This window comes from Duganella sp. Leaf61 (assembly GCF_001421905.1).
GTDB classification, from domain to species: domain Bacteria; phylum Pseudomonadota; class Gammaproteobacteria; order Burkholderiales; family Burkholderiaceae_D; genus Rugamonas; species Rugamonas zoogloeoides.
In genome coordinates this window covers 79,694-99,997 of the sequence record NZ_LMLM01000028.1, presented here as the reverse complement: position 1 = coordinate 99,997, position 20,304 = coordinate 79,694, and the positions used below count along the sequence as shown (strand labels likewise).

Below are 20,304 nucleotides of genomic sequence, written 5' to 3'. Positions count from 1 at the left end.
TACACAATGAATCCAATTCTGAGTAGTGGTCCGCTGGGCATGCCCTGGGCCACCATGGACCCGTTTTTATTTTGCGTCCACCACGTCGATGGCTACCCGCAGGGTAACGGCCAGTACGGCCCCGCCACCCCGCTCTCCGGGCGCAACATCGGCCAGGATTTCGCCAACGTCGATGGCTGGAATATGTACCACGGCCAGCAGATACCGGGCTTCCCCGGCCACCCGCATCGCGGCTTCGAAACCGTGACCATCGTGCGGCGGGGCCTGATCGACCATGCCGATTCGCTGGGCGCCGCCGCCCGCTTCGGCGCCGGCGACGTGCAGTGGCTGACGGCCGGTCGCGGCATCGTCCACTCCGAGATGTTCCCCCTGCTGAAAACCGACGCCGACAATCCGCTCGAGCTGTTCCAGATCTGGCTCAACCTGCCCGCGCGCAGCAAGATGGTCGAACCGCACTTCACCATGCTGTGGTCCGAAGACGTGCCGCGCCAGGTGGTGGCCGATGCAGCGGGCGCACGCACCGACGTGCTGTGCGTGGCCGGCCAGTTGGCGGAATTAAAACCGCTGGCGCCGCCACCCGATTCGTGGGCAGCCGCCGACGACAGCGACGTGGCGATCTGGGTCATCACGATGGAACCGGGCGCCGAGTGGCTCCTGCCGCCAACACGCGGCGCGCAAACCAGGCGCGCGCTGTATTACTTTGATGGCGACGGCGCCACCATCGGCGGCCAGTCGATCGCAGCGCGCAGCGCCAACGACCTGCGTACCGACGCCCCGCTACTGTTGAAGAACGGCGCCAAACCCGCGCAGTTCCTGGTTCTGCAAGGCCGCCCGATCGGCGAGCGCGTGGTGCAGGCCGGGCCGTTCGTGATGAACAGCGAACAGGAAATTCGCCAGGCCCACGCCGACTACCAGCAGACCGGTTTTGGCGGCTGGCCATGGCCCGACATGGCGCCCGTCCATGGCGACGATCCTACCCGCTTTGCGCGTCACGTCGGTGGCCGGGTAGAGCGCCGGGAAAACTAAGCACTACAGTTGTTGCACGAAGTTGGCGACCGCGTCGAGCAACTGCGGCGCCACCGGCAGCTCATTGCTGCCGTACGACTTGACCTGCAAGGCCTGGTCGTCGCCGACGATTTTCAGCAGGTGATTCATGCCCTCGACGATCACCACCTTGGCGGCCGGCTGCGCTTTGGCCAGCGCTTCGGCGTCGGCCACCTTCACCTGGATGTCGGACGTGCCCTGCACGACCAGCACTGGCATGGTCAAGGCGGCGATGGCGTCACGCGGCTCGTGGCGCAGCGACGAAATCAGGTAAGGCTGCACCGACGGCCGGTACAACATCATCAGCTCGGGCGGCACCGCGTCCGCCAGCTTGCCCTCCTTGAGCGACGCCACGATGCGGGTGTGCTGCGCAAACTGTTCTGGCGTCAGGTGGGGTTTCAATTGCTCGTCGAGCACTTCATCGAGACCACGCCCGATGCCGGCAATCTCCACGCACCCATCGGCCGCGCCGCGCCGGCAGGCGCCTGCCGCGATCAGCGCGCCCTCGCTGTGCCCGGCCACCACCACCTTCGAGAAGCGCGGATCGGTTTTCAACTGGCGGATCCACGCTACCGCATCGTTGACGAAATCGTCGAAGCGCAGATCAGCCTCGCTCCACTGCGGCGAGACGCTCGCTGCAATCAGCCGCTTGTCATACCGCACCGAGGCGATGCCACGCGCCGCCAGCCCTTCGGCCACCATCTTCAAGCTGTCATTGGCGCCAGGCAGCGCGATGCTGTTGCCGTTGCGGTCGGTGGGGCCGGAGCCGGCGTGCAGCAGCACGACCGGCACCTTGCCACCCTGCCCCGCCTTGGGCGCCAATTCCGTGCCGCGCAGCGTGCCGCCACCGACATCGAGCGTCACTTCACGCGCCGCAAAGCGTACGGCAGGTGCGACCGGTATAACGGGCGCGGCGGGCGTGGCTCGTGTAATGGCTGCTGCGGGTACGGCGGGCACGGTGGGTACAACTGGCGCAGCGGATACAGCGGGTGCGGCAGGCGCATTGGATACGGCGGGCGCAGCGGGTACCGCAGCATTGGCCGTCCAGCAGAACAGCAGCGTGCACAAGGGCAGCGTAATACGCATCAACGGACTCCTTGAAAGGGATGGAAAAGCGGCTCAACTGGATTCAAGCGTACCCGCTTTTTCCAGCCGCTTGTAGCACGCCAGCGAATAGAGCACTGCAACCGCCGCCCACCAGAACATCAGCAACAGCACCGGCCACCCCGGCGCGCCAGCCGGTACGCCGGCCAGGCTCCGCACACCGGGTCAATGCATTTCGGATATAGGTGGAGACATCCGGGCAGGCAGCGCCCGGATGCGAGGTACGACAGGATCAGAACGCGTAGCGCGCGCTGAACTTGACGGTGCGCATCGGGCCGCCCACTGAGTTGGGCACGCCGAGGTTGGCGTTGTCGCCGCCGAGGCGGTTGCTCGGGTTGCCCGGTCCGCCGCCCCAGCCGTCGTAGCCGCCGTAATTGATGCTGTTGAACAGGTTGAGCACGTCAGCGCGCAGCGACAGCGCGCCGAACGCAAATTTGACTTCCTTGGCCAGGCCCACGTCCACCTGGCGGAAGTTGCTGCCCTTGCCTTCGGCTGCCACGCAGCTGGTGGAACCGCGCGAGCAGTCGGTGATACGGTACGGCAGGCCCGAGCCGACCGTCAGTTTCCCCGACACCATCAAGCCGAACGGCAGCAAGCCGTCGGACACGCCCGCTACCACCAGGCGGTGCTTTTCGACGTCGGTGGACGGGTTCCACGCCTGTGCGTAGCGGCCGTAGGTCCAGTTGAACGTGTTGTTGGTCCACTCGTTGTTGGTGGTCTCGCCGCGGCTGTAGGTGTAGGTCGCGCCCAGGCTCCAGGTGGACGCCTTGGTATAAGGCTTGTCCAGTTTCAGGTAAATGTTCTCGGCCTTGGCCTGGGTGATGAAGTCACCAAGCACCAGGGTGCTGTAACCCGGCACCGAGCCGAACAGCGGATCGATCGGGCTGCCGTTGCCCCAGGTGCCGTTGACGTCGCGGTTGCCGCCGAACCAGTTGAACTGGTTGCGGCTGCGCGAATTGGTGTAGCCCACTTCGCCGTTCCAGCGGCCCAATGCCTGGCGCAGACCAACGCTGAACTGGTCGGTGTACGCCATCTTGTGGTTGTTCTTGATCAGCCAGATTTCGCCACCCGGCTGCGAGTTCTTCTGCGCCTCGTCGAGCGCGTGGTTGGCAATTGCCCGGTCATACGCCCTGCCCCAGCCGGCAAACAGCACCGAAGCGCGGTCGCCGTTGAGATCGTACGACAGGCCCAGGCGCGGTGCCCACGCATCCTTGAACGGCTTGCGGCTGTTGCCGTTGCTGATGTAGTCGGCGATGTTGACCCCGCCCTTGGCCAGCGACTGCGCATAGGTCTGGCCGGCAACGGCGCCGTCGCGGGGATCTTGCCGGTTGAAGATGGCCGCGCGGTCGGCCGGCGTGGCATAGCTGTTGTTGAGCATATTGCTCTCGTAGTCGTAGCGCACACCGAGGTTGAGCAGCAGCTTGTCGGTGGCCTGCCAGTCGTCCTGGAAATAAATACCGTACTGATTGTTGGAGAACGCCACGCCAGCGGACGGAATTGCCGGCTCCGAGCGGATCAGGCTCGGAATGCCGGTGACGGTGTCGATGCGCTCCCAGCGCTGCTCGACCGCGCGCGCGGTGCCGGACAGGTTGTAATCGATGCGCTTGGCCTTTACCCCCGCCTTGAAGGTATGATTTTCCAGCCCGGTATAGGTGAGATCGTCCTGCAACAACAGGCCGCGCTGCTGGCGGAACTGGTTGTTGGGCGAGCCGCCGGTGATCAGCACATCGACCACGTTGTTATCGGAGTTGCTGGGAGAAACCTGGTAACGCACGTACGGGTTGGCCGCCTCAGAACGTGGATTCCAGCTGTATTTTTCGTAGCCGAAGCGCGCTTCGTTCAAAAAGCCCTGGTCGCTCCACTCGTGCTTGACGTCGAAGCGGTCCTCGTCGTTGGTGCGGTCAAGAACGTTTTCGGCGACGCTGAGCTTGAGGTCTTCGGGAATCAGGTCGGACTCGCGGCGCACGCGGGCGGTCGCTTCGATGCGCTGGTTGCGCGAAATCTGGGCATCCACTTTTACCAGGAGCAGGTCTTCCTTGAAGCTCGATACCTGCGAGCCCTGACGCGCCAGCAGCGACGGCACGATGCCGGTATCGGGCAGCAGGTCGGTGCGCTGGGCAATCACCTGGCGCGGGCTGTCGATCTTCTTGCCCTCGTAGGCGATGAAGAAGTGCGCGACGTCTTCCTTGATCGGACCGCCGAGCGTGACGCCATACTGGTCCTGCGACGACGACGGCCGGCCCACGCCCTGGCGCTCCGATTCTTTCTGAAACGGATCCTTGGCGGTGAGGTTGGTGCCACTGTGGTCCCAGAACACGTCGCCGCTCAGGGTGTTGCCGCCGGACTTGGTGACCGCCGTAATGGCCGCGCTCGATACCTGGTCGAACTCGGCCTTGTAATTTTGCGCGATCACCTTGTACTCGGCCACCGCCGATTGCGGGAACGGATTGCCCCGGCTCGAATCGAGTCCTGACACACCGCCACGCAGGATATTGTTCTTCTGGCTGACGCCATCGATGAACACGTTGACATTGTCCTGGCTCTGCGAGCCGCTCTGCATCTTGACGTTGCCTGCAGTATCGACATTGAAGCGCACGCCGGGCGCCAGGTCGGCAAACGACAGGAAGTTGCGGGTGACCTGCGGCAGTTTTTCAATCTGCTGACGCGAGACCGACGTGCCCACCTCGGAACCGGTCACATCGCGCCGGGACGCCGAGCCGGTGATCACCACCTGCTGCACGCCCGCCTGCAACTGCAGGTTGACCTGGCTGGTCTGGCCCACGCTGACGGTGACAGGCTCAGCCTGCTGCTCGCCCACGCGGATACGGTAGGTGCCGGGCGCCACGCCGGTGAGCACATAGCTGCCGTCGGCGCGGGTGGTGGTTTCGTACTTATAACCGTTGAGTTCGTTGGTGGCGGTGACCGCGGCGCCAGCCGAGGGCGCTGCGCCGCTGGCGACCTGGCCTTGAATGGTGGCGGTACTAAGCTGGGCATGCGCCAGCGGGGCCACCAGCAGCGCGGCGGCAAATGTTGCGGCCAGCGCGGTGGACATGACGGACAGGCGTAAGGCAGGCGTATGCCGGGCAGAGCTTTTCATGGGTACTCCTGGTTTTGTAGTTCGGAATAATCACCAGGCATGGCGCCGCAGGGGGCGCCGATAATGCTGACAGTGGTGAGGCCGCGCGCCCCCCGCCGGGGAGACGGAGGCGCATCACTATGTAAATTGTTTACATTGTTGTTTCAGCCACTGTAGCGCCGTTGCTCGCGCACTGTACAGCTTTTTTTCAATCGGGACGCGGTCTCGCAGCCTACAAGGTCTTGACGAACTCGCGTATTCCGCTCAGCAGCATTTCGATCGACATCGCGGTCAAAATCAGTCCCATCAGCCGCTCGAACGCGGTCATCACCTGCGGACCCAGCACTTTCTGCAGGCGCTCGGCCGACAAAAATACCGCCAGCCACACCACCGCCACGGCCGCCAGCGCCGCCACGTGCACCAGTACCTCGCCCGTGCTCTCGCTCGAGAACAGCAGCACGGTCGCCAGCGCGGACGGGCCCGCCAGCGCGGGAATGGCCAGCGGCACGATGAACGGCTCGGCGCCATCGGTGCGGCCCAGCACGCCATCGGGGTGCGGGAAAATCATGCGGATCGAGATCAACAGCAGGATCACGGCGCCACCGATGCGCAGCGCAACTTCCGACAGGTGCAATGCGGCCAAGAAGTGGCGGCCGAAAAACATGAAGATCAGCAGCAGGCCGAAGGCGATCGCGCATTCGCGAATCACGATGCGCGGGCGGCGCGCCGGCGGCACGGGATTGAGCACGCTGGCAAACAGCGGCACGTTGCCGAACGGATCGGTCACCAGGACCAGCAGGATGAAGGTCTGAAAGAAGTCTTGGGTCATATTATTGTTCTGAAATTGAAAAGGGAGCCGAAGCTCCCCTTGTCTGAAACGGCTTACTCAGCCGATTCGCCTTTTTTGATCCATGCGGCCAATTGGTGTGGACGCAGACCGTCGTAGTCCTCGAACGGTTGATGGATCCACGGATTGTGCGGCAGTTCTTCCATCTGGTAGTCAGGCTTGAAGGCCGAGCTGCCCTTGGTCCAGATCACGGCCGAACGCACTTCGGTCACGCCGTCGAAGTTGTCCTTCAGGTGCTGCATCACCTTGATCAGGGTAACGCCCGAATCGGCCAGGTCGTCCACCAGCAAGATCTTGCCGGACAGCGGGCCCTTGGTCATCGTCATGTACTTGGCGATGTCGAGGTCGCCCTGGGTGGTACCCTTGTCTTCGCGGTACGAGCTGGTCGACAGGATCGCAAGCGGCACGTCGAAGATGCGCGAGAAGACGTCGCCAGGACGCACGCCGCCGCGCGCCAGGCACAGCACCATGTCGAATTTCCAACCGGACTCATGCACCTTGAGCGCCAGGCGCTCGATCAGGCGGTGGTATTCGTCCCAGGACACCCAGAGGTGTTTTTCATTAGTTTGCGGGTTGTTCATGACACTCCTCTTATTATGCGAATGGATGACGCAGCACGATCGTTTCTTCACGATCAGGACCGGTCGAAACCATGTCAACCGGCACGCCGACCAGCTCTTCGATACGCTTGATGTAGGCGCGGGCCGTGGCCGGCAGCGCTTCCATGGTCTTGGCGCCGACAGTGCTTTCGGTCCAGCCTGGCATTTCTTCGTAGATCGGCACGCAGCGGGCCGCTTCCTCGGCGCCCGACGGGAAGATGTCCACGGTCACACCGTCGATGGTGTAACCGGTGCACAGCTTCAGGGTTTCGATACCGTCCAGCACGTCCAGCTTGGTCAGGCACATGCCGGTCACGCCGTTGATTTGTACCGAGCGGCGCAGCAGCGCGGCATCGAACCAGCCGCAGCGGCGGGCGCGGCCCGTCACGGTGCCGAACTCGTGGCCCACTTGCGCCAGGTGATGGCCGACGCCCGCATCGGTAGGCAATTCCGAAGGGAACGGACCGGAACCCACGCGGGTGGTGTAGGCCTTGGTGATGCCCATGATGTAGTGCAGCATGTTCGGGCCGACGCCGGCACCGGCGGCGGCATTGCCGGCCACGCAGTTCGACGAGGTCACGAACGGATAGGTGCCGTGATCGACGTCCAGCAGCGAACCTTGCGCGCCTTCGAACAGCAGGTTGGCGCCGGCCTTGTGGGCAGCGTACAGCGCGCTCGAGACGTCGGTCACCATTGGGCGCAGGCGTGGCACGTAGGCCAGCGCGTCGTCCAGGGTTTTCTGGTAATCGACCTTCGGTGCTTTCAGATAGTGTTCCAGCACGAAGTTGTGATAGTCGAGGTTCTCGGCCAGCTTTTCAGCCAGGCGCGATTCGTTGAGCAGGTCGGCCACGCGGATCGCGCGACGGGCGACCTTGTCTTCGTAGGCCGGGCCGATGCCCTTGCCGGTGGTGCCGATCTTCGCTTCGCCACGCTTGGCTTCACGGGCCAGGTCGAGTGCCGAGTGGTAAGGCAGGATGACAGGCGCGGCGTCCGATACTTTCAGGCGCGACGCTACTTCGACACCGACTTTTTCCAGCTTGTCGATTTCGCGCAGCACGTCCGGCACCGACACCACCACACCGTTACCGATGTAGCAGGCCACGCCCGGACGCATGATGCCCGAAGGGATCAGTTGCAGCGCGGTTTTGACGCCGCCGATGACCAGCGTGTGGCCGGCATTGTGACCGCCCTGGAAGCGCACCACACCTTGTGCATGATCGGTCAGCCAATCGACGATCTTGCCCTTACCTTCGTCGCCCCATTGGGTGCCGATGACGACCACATTCTTTGCGTTTTTGTTTGACATCACACTAACCTAAGTTTTTAAGAATCCATTGACTACTGTTATCGTCGAGCACCAGCGCGCGATCGCACTCGAACTCGTCCAGCTCGTTGCTGTGACCAGGCATGCTCTGGATCACGACTTCGCCGGACTTGCGCAGCTCGGCGATTTTTTCTTTCAATTCAGGCGCATTGCCCCACGGTGCGCGGATCGAATGCTTGCGTTCCGCAGTGGGTAACAGGCGCGCCAGCTCGCGCAGGTCGAGCGAGAAGCCGGTGGCGGGACGGGCCCGGCCGAAGGCTTCGCCTACGTGATCGTAACGGCCGCCGCGCGCAACCGCGTTCGGCAAGCCTGGCACATACAGCGCGAACATCGCGCCGCTTTCGTATTGGTAACCGCGCAGGTCGGCCAGGTCGATGGCGACCTCGGCACGGCCAATCGCGGAGGCGGCCAGCGCTGCCAGTTCGGCCAGCGCCTTGGCAATGCCCGGCAGGTCCGGCAGCACTTCGCGCGCTTTTTTCAGCACGTCGATGTCGCCGTACAGATTGGTCAGCGCCAGCAATGCGTCGCGCGTTTGCGGCGCGTAGTTGGCGGTGAGCGCTTTCAGGTCCGAGACGTCCTTGGCGCGCAGCGCGAGGTACAGCGCGGCTTCGTCCTTGGTGGCGGCGGCATCTTCCTCGATGATCGCGCGCAGCACGCCCACGTGGGTGAGGTCCAGCCGCACTTGCGTGAAACCGGCGAGCGCCAGGGTGGACAGCGCCAGTTCCTGGATCTCGGCATCGGCTTCCAGGCCGGCATGACCATAGATTTCGGCGCCGATCTGCAGCGGCTCGCGGGTGGCGTGCAAGCCCGACGGATGCGTGTGCAGCACGTTGCCGGCATAGCACAGGCGCGTGACCGAAGCACGGTTGAGCAGGTGGGCGTCGATGCGCGCCACCTGGGTCGTCATATCGGGACGCAGGCCCAGCAGGCGGCCCGAGATCGGGTCCACCAGTTTGAAGGTGCGCAGGTCGATGTCGGTACCGGCGCCGGTGAGCAGCGACTCGAGGTACTCGAGCAGCGGCGGCATCACCAGTTCGTACCCGTACAGGCGGAAGTTATCCAGCATCAGGCGACGCAGTTCTTCAATCTTGCGGGCTTCCGACGGTAAGACGTCGGCGATATTCTCGGGCAAAAGCCAATTCGGCATGGGAACGGAAGTTTAAATTATGAACAATGGGGCGCGGGCGCCGCGTGCCAACAAGTGACAGGCCGAACCTGATATTTTACGCGAAAATGCTTGGGGGGAGGTAAAAAATGCATACCGCCAGCGGCCGGGCAGCCGTGGCAACAGGATGGGCGCCGCTGCGGGCGCCCTCCTTTGTGGCTTTCGACTTACTTCTGACCGCCGGCGCCGGAGTTCTTGAAGTACTTGAAGAAGTCCGAGCTCGGATCGACCACCATCACGTCGCCCTGGCTCTTGAACGTGGAGCGGTACGCTTCCAGGCTACGGTAGAACTTGTAGAACTCCGGATTGCGGCCGAACGCTTCGGCGTAGATCTGCGATGCCTTGGCGTCGCCTTCACCACGGATGTTCTCGGCATCGCGGTACGCTTCGGCCAGGATCACGGTGCGCTGGCGGTCGGCGTCGGCACGGATGGTTTCCGAGGCCGCCGAACCGGTCGAACGCAGCTCGTTGGCCACGCGCATGCGCTCGGCCTTCATCCGTTCGTACACCGAGTTGTTGATCTGCTCGACGTACTCCACGCGTTTCAGGCGCACGTCGATGATCTCGACGCCGATCTGGGCCGACTCCAGCACCACCTTGTTGCGGATTGCTTCCATCACCTGGCCACGCTTGCCCGAGATGACTTCGCTCACCGTGTGCTTGGTGATTTCCTCGTTCAGCGCCGACTTGATGATGACCGACATGCGGTCGCGGGCACGGGTTTCGTCGCCGCCGAAGGTGACGTAGTACAGCTTGGCCTGGCCTTCGTTGCGGCCGATGCGCCACTTGACGAAGCTGTCGACCAGGATGTTCATCTTCTCGGCCGTGATGAAGCGCTCGGCATCGGGCGACTCGATGGTCATGATCCGGTTATCGAGCAGCACCACGTTCTGGAACGGTGGCGGCAGCTTGAAGTGCAAACCCGGTTCGCGGACCACTTCCTTGATCTGGCCCAGTGCGAACACGATCGCGTATTTACGCTGATCGACCACGAAAATCATCGAGGACAAGATCAGCAGCAAGACAAAGCCTGCGACGAGGGTACTAACTATGCGATTCATTAACGACTCTCCCGTTCACGTGAGGAATCCCGTGGGCGTGGCTCGCGCTGGCGGCTCACTTCCACCGATGGCATCACGTCGGCCGGCAGCGTGGCCGTGGTCGGCGCGGTCGCTGGCGAACCGGTGTTGCTGCTGTTGCTGCCATGGCGTGCACTGTCCACCGCTGCCGCCTGGGCGATCAGCTTGTCGAGCGGCAGGTACAGCAGGTTGTTGCCGTTCTTGGAATCGACCATGACCTTGCTGGTGCTCGAGAAGATCTGCTGCATCGTGTCGAGGTACATGCGGTCGCGCGTCACGGCCGGTGCCTTCTGGTACTCGACCAGCACCTGCTTGAAGCGGTTGGCGTTACCGGTCGCGTTCTCGGTGACCATCGAACGATACGCTTCGGCTTCCTGCATCAGGCGCGAAGCGGTACCGCGTGCCTTTGGAATCACGTCGTTGGCGTACGCCTGGCCTTCGTTTTTCTGGCGTTCCAGATCCTGGCCGGCCTTGACCGCGTCGTCAAACGCGCTCTGCACCTGCTCCGGCGGCTGCACCGCCTGCAAGGTCACGCCCGAGATCAGCACGCCGGAAGCGTAACGATCGAGGATGGTCTGCATCAGCACTTGCGTTTCGTAGGCCACCTTGTCGCGGCCCTCGTACAGCACGAAGTCCATCTTGTTTTTGCCGACGATTTCGCGGATCGAGGTCTCGGCGACCTGGCGCACGGTTTCTTCCTCGTCGCGGTTGTTCATCAGCCAGGCCACGGGGTCCTTCAGCTTGAACTGCACGGCCAGCTGCATGTCGATGATGTTTTCATCGTCGGTCAGCATCAGGGATTCCTGGGTCTGCTTGTTCTTGATGTTGCCGCGATAGCCGATCTCGACCATACGCATCTGCGAGACGCGTACCGTTTCGTTCGACTGGAATGGGTACGGCCAGCGCCAGTTGAAACCGGAGCCGGTCGAGTGCGTGTACTTGCCGAAGGTGTAGACGATGCCCGCCTGGCCCTCTTGCACGATGAACGAACCGCTGGCCAGCCAGATCAGCGCGGCCACGCCGGCGATGGCGCCTGCGGTGGCGCGCATGCCGGCCGGATCGGGACGCGGCACGCCGCCACCGTTGTTATTGTTGCCGTTGTTATTGTTGTTATTGTCCGGGCGTTTTTTCTGGCCGAAGAAATTGTTCAGGCGTTCATTGAAATCGCGCCACAACTGTTCCATGTCGGGAGGGCCTTCGCCAGGCTTCTTGCCTTCGTTCGCCTGCGGCTCGCCGTCTTTCTTGTCCGAGCCCCAGCGGGGGTCGTTCAGCGACAGCTTGATGCCGAGACGTTTCATCATTGAGGGGACACGCATTAGTGGGATCCAACGTGAGTTGTAAGGGAACTGCGCGCGATACCGCTGTCGTCGCCGGAATCGGATACATCCGGCTCCTGTGCTTCGTCATCGATATCGAGCTCGTCTTCAGTGTCGTCTGCCGGGTCCGCATCGATCGGATACGCCTGGTTCAGCCTGGCGCCCGGGGCCGCCTTGGCCCATTCCACGATCGAGTCCCGCAACAGGTCCACACCGACACCGGTGCGGGCGCTGAGGAAAACGCGGGAAATCTTAGCATATTCATCGCGCTCCACCGAGGGCTCCAGGCCGGCGGCGTCGATCTTGTTCCACACCAGAATTTGCGGAATATGATCGGCGCCGATTTCCTTGAGCACCAGGTTGACCTGCTCGATCTGCTCCATGCGCACCGGCGACGACGCATCGACCACGTGCAGCAGCAAATCGGCATGGATGGTTTCTTCCAGCGTGGCGCGGAAAGCCGCCACCAGCTGGTGCGGCAATTCGCGCACGAAGCCGACCGTGTCAGAGATCACCACGTTGCCCACTTCCTGTCCCATGTAGACGCGACGCGAGGTCGTGTCCAGCGTCGCGAACAACTGGTCGGCCACATACACGCCGGCCTTGGTGACCGCATTGAACAGGGTGGACTTGCCGGCATTGGTATAGCCGACCAGCGACACGGAAAAAGTCTGGCTGCGGCCACGCGAACGGCGTTGGGTTTCATGCTGCTTGCGCAGCTTGGCCAGGCGCGCGCGCAAGGCTTTGACACGCTCGCCGATCAGCCGGCGGTCGGTCTCGAGCTGGGTTTCGCCCGGGCCGCGCAGGCCGATACCGCCCTTTTGCCGTTCCAGGTGAGTCCAGCCGCGGATCAGGCGCGTGGCCAGGTGCTGCAACTGCGCCAGTTCCACCTGCAGCTTGCCCTCGTGGGAGGCGGCGCGCTGGGCGAAAATGTCGAGAATCAGGCTGGTACGGTCAAGCACGCGGATGTTCAGCCGCTTTTCCAGGTTACGCTGCTGGGCCGGCGACAGCGCATGGTTGAAGATGACGATTTCGATACGCTCGTCCAGCACGGCCTGGCCGATTTCGTCAGCCTTGCCGCTGCCGACGAAATAAGCGGAGTCCGGGGCGGAGCGCTTGGCGGTGATCGTCGTCACGGGTTCGGCACCTGCTGAACGGGCCAGCAGTTGCAGTTCCTCGACGCTGGCGCCAAAGTCGCCCTGGCCGAAATCAATACCGACTAGAGCTGCACGCATACGACGATCTGTAAGGTTGGGGAGAAGCGATAAGGCAAGCGCTTAGTCCGCGTCGTTATCGATGCTGAGGTTGACGGCGCGAGCCGGCACCACGGTGGAGATGGCGTGTTTATAAACCATCTGGGTCACGGTGTTGCGCAGCAATACGACGTATTGATCGAACGATTCGATGTGGCCTTGCAACTTGATGCCGTTAACGAGGTAGATCGACACCGGCACGTGCTCTTTGCGCAGTGCGTTGAGGAATGGGTCTTGTAACAGTTGCCCTTTGTTGCTCATAACAGCTCCATTTTATGTTGTTGTGTTGGATTTGGAGGCGAGACGCTTAATTTCAAGTACGTGGCCCAGCGAAAGTCAAATGATATTCGCTGAAACACCGCTCGCCACGTAGGGAATGGTGCTTCCAAGCCACTGTAACCTGTTTTTGCTTTTTTTGCAGTGTCGCACCGCAAAAAAACAGCCTATTTAATCGAATACTAAGTTGAAAACCAGGTCACACATTTGGCGACCTGATTTAACTTATCGCTTACTTGGCGATTACTTCTTCTCGGTACGCTTGTCGAACGGGTTTTTACCCGTGCGCAGCTCGATCCGCAGCGGCGTGCCTATCAAACTGAACGTGTCGCGGAAATGTTTTTCCAGGTAGCGCTTGTACGGATCGCCCACGGCTTCCAGGGAATTGCCGTGGATGACGATGACCGGCGGGTTCATGCCGCCCTGGTGCGCATAGCGCAGTTTCGGACGGATCGAACCCTTGCGGCGCGGCTCCTGCTTTTCCACCGCTTCGATCAGCGCGCGGGTCAGCTTTGGCGTCGACAGGTTGCACATCGCGGCCGCGTACGCGGCATCGACCGACTTCATCAGCGGGCCGATGCCCTGCGATTTCAGTGCGGAGATGAAGTGCATCTTGGCGAACGACAGGAAGTCGAGCTTGCGGTCGATGTCGATCTTGATCTCGTCGCGTTCGTCGGTACGCAGGCCATCCCACTTGTTGACGGCGATGACCAGCGCGCGGCCCGTCTCCAGCACGAAGCCGGCGATGTGGGCGTCCTGCTCGGAGATGTCCTGCTGGGCGTCGAGCATCAGCACGACCACGTTGGCCTCCGAGATCGACTGCAGGGTTTTCACAACCGAGAATTTCTCGATCGCTTCGAACACCTTGCCGCGACGGCGGATACCGGCCGTATCGATCAGCGTGTACTGCTTGCCTTCGCGCTCGAACGGAATTTCGATCGAGTCGCGGGTGGTGCCCGGCATGTCGAACGCGATCACGCGCTCTTCACCGACCAGGGTGTTGATCAGGGTCGATTTGCCCACGTTCGGGCGGCCGACCAGCGCGATCTTGACGCCACGCTGGGCAGGGTCTAGTTCGTCCGGCTCTTCGGGACGCTGGGCGAAGGCCAGGTTCAGCGCCTCTTCCACCAGGTCGGCCACGCCGTCGCCATGCGCGGACGAGATCGAGTACGGCTCGCCCAGGCCCAGTTCGTAAAAGTCGGAGACCACGGCGGTATAGCGCATGCCTTCCGATTTATTCACGACCAGCATGACCGGACGGCCGCTTTTACGCAGGAAGTCGGTAATGGTTTTATCATGCGGCGTCAGACCCTGGCGGCCATCGACGAGGAACACGACGATGTCGGCCTCGGCAACGGCTTGCTTGGTCTGCTTGGCCATCTGATGCATGATGCCTTCCTTGGCGACCGGCTCGAAGCCGCCCGTGTCGATGACGAGGAAGGGACGTTCGCCGACACGGCCCTCGCCATAGTGACGATCGCGCGTCAACCCAGGCAAGTCCGCCACCAGCGCATCGCGCGAGCGGGTCAGACGATTAAACAAGGTCGATTTCCCTACATTGGGTCGACCCACAAGTGCGATTACCGGCTTCATTGAATTACTCGACCGCGAAAGCGGTCACAGTTCCTGCTTGAGTTTGAAAAATCAAATTCGAGCCGGCGATGACGGGGGCCGACTGGATCGGGCTGCCATCGGTCGCGACTCGACCTATCAGAGCGCCATCTTCCCGTGACAGGAAGTGGATGTAACCCTGGTAGTCGCCAACGGCCACGGCGCGGCCATACGACACGGGGGTCGAGAGGCGGCGATAGGACAGCTTGTCGTTCTTCCAGGCGTTGCTGCCGCTTTCGCGGCTATAGGCGGCAACTTCGCCCTTGTCGTCGGAGACGAATACAAAACGCTGGTCCACCGCCACGCCCACGTCGGACGAAGCAGGCTTGCTCCAGGACGGCGCGCCGGTGGTGGCGTCGTAACAGGCCACGCGGCCCTGGTACGACACGGCGCAGACATCTTTTTCGAAAATTACCGGTGCGCCGGCAATGTCGGTCACGCGTTCGAGTTCGGTCGCGCCACGCGGCTCGCCCACTGCCACTTCAAAGCGTGGCAGACCGCCGGCCAGGGCCAGCACCACCAGCTTGCCGCCCGGCTGGGCGACATATACATTCGGACCGCTGATAACCATGCCCGGCGCATTGCGCAGGGTGAGCGCTGGCGTGGTACGGGTGACGTTCCAGCGCTTGGCGCCGGTCTTGGCTTCGTACGCGGTGATCACGTTATCGACACTGCGCACCACCACCACGCCACCACCGACCACCGGCGAGGACAGCACTTCGCTCGACGCTTGTGCTTTCCACAATTCTTTGCCGTTGGCATCAAAAGCAAGGATAACACCTTTCTTGTCGCCAACCACAACCACCTCGCCATCGCTGCCCACGCCGGCCGTCAGGTCGGTGCCGGTCTTGATGCGCCAGATTTCCTTGCCGGTGGCCGCACTCAGGCGTGCCAGCACGCCGTCGCCGTCGGCCACGTACACGCTGTCGCCAGCGAGTACCGGGGTGAAGACGGCGTTGCCGGCCTTGCCGATCGAATACTTCCAGGCCACGGGCGGCTGCAGGCTGCCCGCCGGTTCCACCAGCGCCGCCGGCTGGTTCTTGGTGTCTTTCGAGCCAAACAAGGAGCAACCAGCCAACAGTGCCAGCAGGCTTGCAGCAATAGCTTTTTCGGTGATGCGCATAAAATTTTTCAACCTTGCTCGTTACGGGTTATCCGGATGCGGTACAGCTGCTGCTTACGCAGCCGCCTTGGCTGGCTTGTCGGCTGGCACGGCGCCGCCGATCGCTTCCAGCTTCAGCTGGATCAGCTGGCGGCCGGGGTTTTTCTTGTCGGTGGCGTCAAGCGCGGCCTGGTAGGCGGTGCGCGCTTCGGCCAGCTTGTTCTGTGCTACCAGGATGTCGCCCTTGCGGTCGGCCACCGAGCCGGCAAACGCTGGCGGCACCGTGCCGTCCAGGGCTTTCAGCGCCTGGTCGTACGCTTTTTCATCGAGCAGCACGCCAGCCAGGCGCACCTTGGCGATCGCCTTGAACTCGTCGGCGCCGTGGTCCGCCGCCCATTGCAGCTGGGCCTTGGCGGTCTTGACGTCGTTCGCTTCGAACGCGCTCTTGGCGGCAACCAGCGCCGACATCGGTGCATACGAGGTGCTGCCGAACTTGCTTTCCATGTCGGTGGCGGCGCGTTGTACCTTGGTGTTGTCCTTGGCTTCCACCGCGCGTTGCAGTTCTTCGTACAGGGCCGAGGCCTGGGTGGTCTGGTTGCGCTGGTAGTAGTTCCAGCCGGCCCAGGCCGAGTAAGCGGCCAGGGCCGCAATGACGAGCCAGGTCGTCAGGTTGCCGTACCGTTCCCACCATGCTTTGAGCGTAGCGAGTTGTTCTTGTTCTTCGAGATCGTATGCCATGTCAGTTCGTCTGCTAAAAGGTTAAGGGGTGGGTCGGCTTAGTGATTGCAGTGTTCGTCGTGCACGTGGTGGTGATGGTCGCCGCTACCGGTGATCTGGTCCACCACGTAGTCGACCACTTCGTCGAACGGTACGGTCGCTTGCTGCGGTTCACCGTCGGCGCCGCGCATGGCCTTGACCGACGCGGTGTGGTTGGTCACTTCGTCTTCGCCGATGATGACCGCGAACGACGCGCCGCTGCCGTCGGCTTTTTTCATCTGGTTCTTGAAGCTGCCAGGACCGTTGGCGGTGGAGCCGTGCATGATGACGTCGAGGCCGGCGTCGCGCAGGCGTTCGCCCAGCACGAACGATTGCAATTGCGCCGCTTCGCCCTGGTGCACCAGATACACGTCGCACAGGTTCGGTTGTTCCGGCTCGCCCACTTCTTTCATCAGTTCCAGCAGGCGCTCGATGCCCATGGCGAAACCGACGGCCGGCGTCGGCTTGCCGCCGAACGAGGCGATCAGCGGATCGTAACGGCCGCCCGCGCACACGGTGCCTTGCGAGCCGAGCGAATCGGTCACCCATTCGAACACGGTGCGGTTGTAGTAATCGAGGCCGCGCACCAGGCGCGGGTTGATCACGTACGGGATGTTGTTGTGGTCGAGGATCTTGCGCACGCCGTTGAAGTGCGCCAGCGATTCTTCGCCCAGGTAGTCGAGCAGTTTCGGCGCGCCGTTGACCATGTCCTGCATGGCAGGGTTCTTGGTGTCGAGGATGCGCAGCGGGTTGCTGTGCAGGCGGCGCTTGGCTTCCGCGTCCAGCAGCGCTTCGTGGCTTTCCAGGTAAGCGATCAGGTCCACGCGGTGGCGCGCGCGCTCTTCGGCGTCGCCGATCGAATTGAGTTCGAGGCGGATGTTTTCCAGGCCCAGGTCGTCCCACAGGCGGCGGCACAGCATGATCATCTCGGCATCGACGTCGGGACCGGTGAAGCCCACGGCTTCGCAGCCGAACTGGTAGAACTGGCGATAGCGGCCGCGCTGCGGACGCTCGTGGCGGAACATCGGTCCCGTGTACCACACGCGCTTCGGACCTTCGTACACCAGGTTGTGTTCGATGACAGCGCGCACCGCGCCGGCCGTGCCTTCAGGACGCAGGGTCAGCTGGTCGCCGTTCATCGAATCGGTGAACGAATACATCTCTTTTTCAACGATGTCGGTAACGGCGCCGATGGCGCGCTTGAACAGCGCCGTGTCTTCCACGATCGGCGTGCGGATCTGCTGGAAGCCGTAGCTTTGCACCACCGATTGCGCAGTGTTCTCGAACAGCTGCCACAGGTGCGAGTCCTGCGGCAGGATGTCGTTCATGCCTTTGACGGCGGTGATTTTTTCAGCTTTTTTATTTTCGGACATGGTTCTGATTTCGTTAAAAACTAGACTGCGGCAGTCTTGCTGTAATTGGTCTTGACGTAATTGAGGACGATCTCGTGGAACTCTTCCACGATGCGCTCGCCGCGCAAGGTCGCCACCTTGGCGCCATCGACAAAGACCGGCGCGGCCGGCGATTCGCCGGTGCCGGGCAGGCTGATGCCGATGTTGGCGTGTTTCGATTCGCCGGGACCGTTGACGATGCAGCCCATCACGGCCACGTTCATCGCTTCCACGCCCGGGTAGGTTTTTTTCCACTCCGGCATCTGGTCGCGCAGGAAGGTCTGGATGTTGTCGGCCAGCTCCTGGAACGTTGTTGACGTGGTGCGGCCGCAGCCGGGGCACGCGATCACCATTGGCGTAAACTTGCGCAGGCCCATGGTTTGCAGGATCTCCTGTCCTACCACCACTTCCTTGGTGCGGTCGCCACCCGGTTCCGGCGTGAGCGAGATGCGGATGGTGTCGCCAATGCCCTCTTGCAGCAGCACCGACAACGCAGCGGTGGACGCCACGATGCCCTTGCTGCCCATGCCCGCCTCGGTCAGGCCCAGGTGCAGCGGATAGTCGCAGCGCTTGCCCAGTTCGCGGTACACGGCGATCAGGTCCTGCACACCGGAGACTTTGCACGACAGGATGATCTTGTCGCGCGCCAGGCCCAGTTCTTCGGCACGGACAGCATTCTCGATTGCCGACGTGATCAACGCTTCGTACATCACCTGCTGCGCGGTCCATGGCTCGGCACGGCCGGCGTTTTCGTCCATGATGCGCGCCAGCAGCGCCTGGTCCAGGCTGCCCCAGTTGACGCCGATACGCACCGGCTTGTTGTAGCGGGCCGCGACTTCGATCATCTGCGCGAACTGGGTGTCGCGTTTGGCGCCCTTGCCCACGTTGCCCGGATTGATGCGGTATTTCGACAGCGCCTTGGCGCACTCGGGATAGTCGTTGAGCAGCGTGTGGCCGTTGTAGTGGAAGTCGCCGACCAGCGGCACATCGACGTCCATCTTGTCGAGCTGTTCGCGGATGTACGGCACGGCTTCGGCCGACTCCGGACGGTCCACGGTCAGACGCACCAGCTCGGACCCGGCACGCGCCAGGTCGCGAATCTGGATCGCGGTTTCGATGGCGTTGGCGGTGTCGGTATTGGTCATCGACTGCACGACCACGGGGGCGTCGCCGCCTACCCAGATCTGGCGCTGGCCGTGCGCCACCAGCACGCTGCGGCTGGCGCGGCGCGGTGACTGGCCCGAAGGAATAGCTGTTGGCGTAGAAGACATGGTCGTTTAACTCGAAACTGGTATTTGTTGGCTGATGTGGCTTACTTGATGTTCACGCGGGCGATGGTACCGCCTGCAACTTGCGGCAATGCCAGCGGCGCACCGCCCAGCGAAGCCTGCACACCGGCTGGCTTGCCGACGATTAGCAGCGACGGGCCCTTGATGTCGAAGGTTTCGGTGCTGCCGGCCTTGACCACGCGCGAAATCAGCGGCGCGGCGCCCGGACGGCGAATCTCGACCCATGAATCCTCCGCTACTTTCAGCACCAGCGCGGTGCCGGTGACGGCTGCTGCTGCAGTCGTGGCAGCAGCGGCTGCCGGCGCTGCGGTGGTCGTGGCCGGCTGACCGGTCACGGTAGGCGCCGGCGTATTGACCGGTGCGGTGGCCGGGGTGGTGGCAGCGGCGGCACCGGCAGCTGGCGCAGGCGCGACGCCGGCCACCGTGCCAGCGTTGGCGGCACTACCGCCATCGACCGGCGGCACCGACACCAGCGGCACATTGGGCGACTGCAGCGGCGCGGTCTCCTGGCCGGGCTTGACCAGCGTGGTTTCCAGCGGCGCGACGGTGGTGTCGGTTTTACCGGGTTCGGTGGCGACGGCAGCGCTATCGGCGCCGCGCTCGAACAGCGCCAGCGTGTGTGCAATCAGGCCGCTCTGGTAGAGGAAAATCCCGCCCACCACGACCACCACTGCCACACCACCCATTACCCAGGCGCCCGTGTGCGAGTTACGCGACTTCATGAGCGGCATGCGCGTGTCGGAGAACGTGGCCGCGATTTCCTTGCGCGGCGGCGACACCTCGGGACTGGTGGGCGAACGCACTTCGATCATGGCCACCAGCGGCGTGGCGTCGATGCGCACCACCTTGGCATAGGCGCGCACGAAACCGCGCGTGACCGCCATATTGGGCAGCGACGCATAATCGCCGGCTTCGAGCGCCACCACCTGGCGCGGCGCCAGTTTGAGCTGGTCGGCGATCTGTTCCACGGTCAGGCCCAGCGCTTCGCGCTGCGCCTTCAACTGTGCTCCGGGCGTAGCCAGGCCGGTTTTGGCCTGGTCTTTTGGCGGTTCTACCCACTCAGAATTCATTG

At 62.9% G+C, this 20,304-nt stretch carries 17 protein-coding genes; 1 reads left to right on the top strand and 16 read right to left on the bottom strand.

Annotation, left to right across the window (positions count from 1 at the left end):
* Positions 1–6 precede the first annotated feature (6 nt).
* Positions 7–1,026, top strand: coding sequence for a pirin family protein (locus ASF04_RS15530; protein WP_056143450.1), 1,020 nt, complete (start codon positions 7–9; stop codon positions 1,024–1,026).
* Between the two features lie 3 nt (positions 1,027–1,029).
* On the opposite strand, the gene ASF04_RS15525 is transcribed toward ASF04_RS15530, so the two are convergent.
* The 16 genes from ASF04_RS15525 to ASF04_RS15450 form a co-directional block, all read right to left on the bottom strand.
* Positions 1,030–2,130, bottom strand: a complete 1,101-nt coding sequence (locus tag ASF04_RS15525) for an alpha/beta hydrolase (RefSeq protein WP_229205069.1) — start codon at positions 2,128–2,130, stop codon at positions 1,030–1,032.
* A 250-nt stretch (positions 2,131–2,380) separates the two neighbouring features.
* Positions 2,381–5,245 carry a TonB-dependent receptor domain-containing protein gene (locus tag ASF04_RS15520; protein ID WP_082488803.1) on the bottom strand — a complete coding sequence of 955 codons (2,865 nt, stop codon included), beginning with the start codon at positions 5,243–5,245 and terminating at the stop codon, positions 2,381–2,383.
* Positions 5,246–5,456: 211 nt separating this feature from the next.
* Positions 5,457–6,053, bottom strand: a complete 597-nt coding sequence (locus ASF04_RS15515; protein ID WP_019920446.1) for a MarC family protein — start codon at positions 6,051–6,053, stop codon at positions 5,457–5,459.
* A 53-nt stretch (positions 6,054–6,106) separates the two neighbouring features.
* Positions 6,107–6,652: a phosphoribosyltransferase gene (locus ASF04_RS15510; protein ID WP_056143446.1), complete on the bottom strand. Its 546-nt coding sequence runs from the start codon at positions 6,650–6,652 to the stop codon at positions 6,107–6,109.
* Positions 6,653–6,665: 13 nt separating this feature from the next.
* Positions 6,666–7,976, bottom strand: coding sequence for an adenylosuccinate synthase (locus ASF04_RS15505; RefSeq protein ID WP_056143443.1), 1,311 nt, complete (start codon positions 7,974–7,976; stop codon positions 6,666–6,668).
* Between the two features lie 4 nt (positions 7,977–7,980).
* The gene (locus tag ASF04_RS15500) at positions 7,981–9,141 is read right to left on the bottom strand and encodes an ATP phosphoribosyltransferase regulatory subunit (protein WP_056143440.1); all 1,161 of its coding nucleotides are present in this window, start codon (positions 9,139–9,141) and stop codon (positions 7,981–7,983) included.
* 185 nt (positions 9,142–9,326) lie between these two features.
* Entirely contained in the window at positions 9,327–10,220 is an 894-nt protein-coding gene (gene hflC / locus ASF04_RS15495) for a protease modulator HflC (RefSeq protein WP_019920450.1), read from the bottom strand.
* On the bottom strand, positions 10,220–11,539 hold the full coding sequence (gene hflK, locus ASF04_RS15490) for an FtsH protease activity modulator HflK (protein ID WP_082488802.1): 1,320 nt from the start codon (positions 11,537–11,539) through the stop codon (positions 10,220–10,222). Before hflK ends, hflC begins: the two co-directional genes overlap by 1 nt.
* Positions 11,540–11,553: 14 nt before the next feature.
* Positions 11,554–12,789: a GTPase HflX gene (gene hflX, locus ASF04_RS15485; RefSeq protein WP_056143434.1), complete on the bottom strand. Its 1,236-nt coding sequence runs from the start codon at positions 12,787–12,789 to the stop codon at positions 11,554–11,556.
* 42 nt (positions 12,790–12,831) lie between these two features.
* Positions 12,832–13,068, bottom strand: a complete 237-nt coding sequence (gene hfq / locus ASF04_RS15480) for an RNA chaperone Hfq (RefSeq protein WP_019920453.1) — start codon at positions 13,066–13,068, stop codon at positions 12,832–12,834.
* A 258-nt stretch (positions 13,069–13,326) separates the two neighbouring features.
* On the bottom strand, positions 13,327–14,676 hold the full coding sequence (gene der / locus ASF04_RS15475; RefSeq protein WP_026637029.1) for a ribosome biogenesis GTPase Der: 1,350 nt from the start codon (positions 14,674–14,676) through the stop codon (positions 13,327–13,329).
* Positions 14,677–14,680: 4 nt separating this feature from the next.
* On the bottom strand, positions 14,681–15,817 hold the full coding sequence (bamB, locus tag ASF04_RS15470; protein WP_056143431.1) for an outer membrane protein assembly factor BamB: 1,137 nt from the start codon (positions 15,815–15,817) through the stop codon (positions 14,681–14,683).
* A gap of 54 nt (positions 15,818–15,871) precedes the next feature.
* A complete protein-coding gene (locus tag ASF04_RS15465) occupies positions 15,872–16,534 on the bottom strand; it encodes a tetratricopeptide repeat protein (RefSeq protein ID WP_056143429.1) in 663 nt (220 codons plus the stop codon).
* A 38-nt stretch (positions 16,535–16,572) separates the two neighbouring features.
* Positions 16,573–17,925, bottom strand: coding sequence for a histidine--tRNA ligase (hisS, locus tag ASF04_RS15460; protein WP_056143426.1), 1,353 nt, complete (start codon positions 17,923–17,925; stop codon positions 16,573–16,575).
* 20 nt (positions 17,926–17,945) lie between these two features.
* Positions 17,946–19,214, bottom strand: coding sequence for a flavodoxin-dependent (E)-4-hydroxy-3-methylbut-2-enyl-diphosphate synthase (gene ispG, locus ASF04_RS15455; protein WP_056143423.1), 1,269 nt, complete (start codon positions 19,212–19,214; stop codon positions 17,946–17,948).
* A gap of 41 nt (positions 19,215–19,255) precedes the next feature.
* The gene (locus ASF04_RS15450) at positions 19,256–20,302 is read right to left on the bottom strand and encodes a RodZ domain-containing protein (protein WP_056143421.1); all 1,047 of its coding nucleotides are present in this window, start codon (positions 20,300–20,302) and stop codon (positions 19,256–19,258) included.
* Between the last annotated feature and the right edge of the window lie 2 nt (positions 20,303–20,304).